2 protein-coding genes are annotated in these 2,768 nt (G+C 32.6%); both read right to left on the minus strand.

Features of this window, described 5'->3' with window-relative positions:
* Nucleotides 1-55: 55 nt before the first annotated feature.
* The gene (argH, locus tag MUN42_RS08275; protein ID WP_243344268.1) at nucleotides 56-1,444 is read right to left on the minus strand and encodes an argininosuccinate lyase; all 1,389 of its coding nucleotides are present in this window, start codon (nucleotides 1,442-1,444) and stop codon (nucleotides 56-58) included.
* Nucleotides 1,445-1,453: 9 nt separating this feature from the next.
* Entirely contained in the window at nucleotides 1,454-2,686 is a 1,233-nt protein-coding gene (locus tag MUN42_RS08280; RefSeq protein ID WP_243344269.1) for an argininosuccinate synthase, read from the minus strand.
* Nucleotides 2,687-2,768: the final 82 nt, after the last annotated feature.

Here is a 2,768-nt window from a genome sequence, read left to right on the forward strand (position 1 = left end):
CAAGATGCTAACAACATTAATGTTGTTGCAGTTAATAACATTTTTTTAATAATTTTCATTTTAAATCTCCTTTATTACCTATTTTTTCTTTTACAAAATTAATTTGTCTCTCAACTTCTTCTTTAGCAGTAGCTCCCAAAGATTTTCTTGACTCAACCATATTTTCTAGCTCTATTGCTTCATAAATATCTTCTTCGAACTTGTTGGACTGATTCTTAAAAATGCTAATATCTAACTGATCTAAAGTCTGATCGTTGTCTTGAGCTATTTTTACAAGTTTTGCAGCTATATGATGTGCATCTCTAAAAGTAACGCCTTTATTTACTAAATAATCTGCTACATCCGTTGCGTTTAAATATCCTTCTTTGCAGGCTTTAAGCATTCTTTTCTTGTTGATTTTTAATGTTTTTAACATTCCTGTCATTACAGTCAATGATATTTTTATATTGTCTAAACTATCAAATATCGACTCTTTGTCTTCTTGCATATCTTTTGAATAAGCCAGTGGAAGTGATTTTAACATAATATATGACTGATTCATATTGCCAATTAATCTTGCAGCTTTTGATCTTATAAGTTCTGCCATATCAGGATTTTTTTTCTGTGGCATAATTGAAGAACCTGTTGAATACATATCATCAATACTGACAAAATTAAATGGTTGAGAAGACCAAATTATAATTTCTTCGCTTAGTCTGGATAAATGAATTGCTATTAAGGAAAGTATCGCATGTAATTCCAAGACATAATCCCTATCACTTACTGCATCCATAGAATTTTGCATTATTGATTCAAATCCAAGCAACTTAGCAGTATATTCTCTGTCTATGGGATAAGATGTTCCTGCCAAAGCACATGAACCTAGTGGCAAGCTATTTAGCCTTTTTTTGTAATCTCTTATTCTATCCGAATCTCTAAGTGCCATCATTGCGTAAGCCATCATATGATGAGCAAAGGTTACTGCTTGAGCCGCTTGCAAATGAGTGTATCCAGGCATAATCGTTTCAGTATTATTTTCTGCCAAATAACACAAAGCTTGCAAATACTCTTTTAACAGATTATCAACTTCGCTAACTTCATCTTTTAGATAAAGTCTCAAGTCAGTTGTAACTTGATCATTTCTGCTCCTTGCAGTATGCATTTTCTTTCCTAAATCGCCAATCTCTTCAATTAATTTTTCCTCTACAAAAGTGTGTACATCTTCGCAAGTATAATCAATTTCAATATCTTTATCCTCTAGCTTTTTCTTTATTTTCTCTAAGCCTTCTATAATTTTTTTAGATTCATCTTCTCTTAAAATCTTACATTTACTAAGCATCGTTACATGAGCAATTGAACCTTTTATGTCATAAAAAATGAGTCTTTGATCTATCTTTATTGAATCATTAAACTCTTCAGCCTCTTTGTTAAGCTCTCCTGATAACATACCACTCCATAATTTCATATATTATCCCTATTTCTCCTTAACAGCTTGTGAGTAAATCTTACTACTTAATGCAAATAAATTTATAAATCCTGTAGCATCCGATTGATTATAAACATCATCTTCCTCAAATGTTGCATATTCTTCTAAATAAAGTGAATTTTTAGCTTGAATTCCTGCTGGTTGCATGCTTCCCTTATAAAGCTTAACTTTTACACTACCTGTAACATTTTCTTGACTTACATCTATAAAAGCATCCATCGCTTCTCTTAAAGGTGTCATCCATTTTCCTGCATAAACAAGCTTAGCATAATCAAGCGCCATTTTTTGCTTATATTGTAAGGCATCTGGATGCATAGTTACGGATTCAAGTTTTTCATGTGCAAAGTAAAGTACTGATGCTGCAGGGTTCTCATAAACTCCTCTGGACTTCATGCCGACCATCCTACTTTCAACCATATCATCGATTCCGATACCATGTTTTCCAGCTATAACATTGAGTTTTTTTACAAGATCTACTGCTTGCATCTTTTCACCGTTAATTCCTACTGGTACTCCTTTTTCAAATATAACTTCAACAATTTCTGGCTCATTTGGAGCATCCTCCGGTTTTGTAATCCATTGTAAGACTTTGTCAAGGTTAGCAGCATTTCTTGGATCTTCTAGGTCTAATCCCTCATGTGATAAATGCCAAATATTTTCATCCATTGAATAATCCTCTTCTTTTTTATATACTAATGGAATATTATGAGATTTTGCATAAGCTTCTTCCTCACTACGTCCCTTTATATCCCAAAATCTCCATGGTGCCAAAACCTTAATTTCTGGAGCCAATGACATTATAGATGTTTCAAACCTAATTTGATCATTACCCTTACCTGTACAACCATGCACTATCACATCAGATCCTTCTTTTTTAGCTACATCTACAAGAGCCTTTGCTATAAGTGGCCTTGCAATCGCTGTGCCAAGTAAATATACATTCTCATACTTTGCCCCTGCCTTTACAATTTTAAAAGCATAGTCCTCAATAAATTCTTTCTCCATTTTTATATTATAAAATTTACTTGCTCCTGATGCTAAAGCTTTTTCTTCCAAAGCTTTCGGATCTTTAACCTGTCCTAAATCTCCTGAAACACAGATAACTTCTTTGGCTCCATTTTCTTTTAGCCAGGTAACCATAACTGATGTATCAAGTCCTCCTGAATAAGCTAATATAACTTTATTTGCATCTTTTAAAATCTCGTATTCACTTTTTAACATTTTATTCTCCTTATATATATATATTTATCAAATATAGTTGTCTATGTTAAAAGTCGTTTCTATTATAATCAAAACTACCAGA

This window comes from Anaerococcus sp. AGMB09787, assembly GCF_022808955.1.
Classification (GTDB): domain Bacteria; phylum Bacillota; class Clostridia; order Tissierellales; family Peptoniphilaceae; genus Anaerococcus.

What these genes read in the sequence shown, in the direction of transcription:
- argH (WP_243344268.1), bottom strand. Translation starts at nt 1,444, where the DNA reads ATGAAATTATGGAGTGGTATGTTATCAGGAGAGCTTAACAAAGAGGCT.
- MUN42_RS08280 (WP_243344269.1), bottom strand. Translation starts at nt 2,686, where the DNA reads ATGTTAAAAAGTGAATACGAGATTTTAAAAGATGCAAATAAAGTTATA.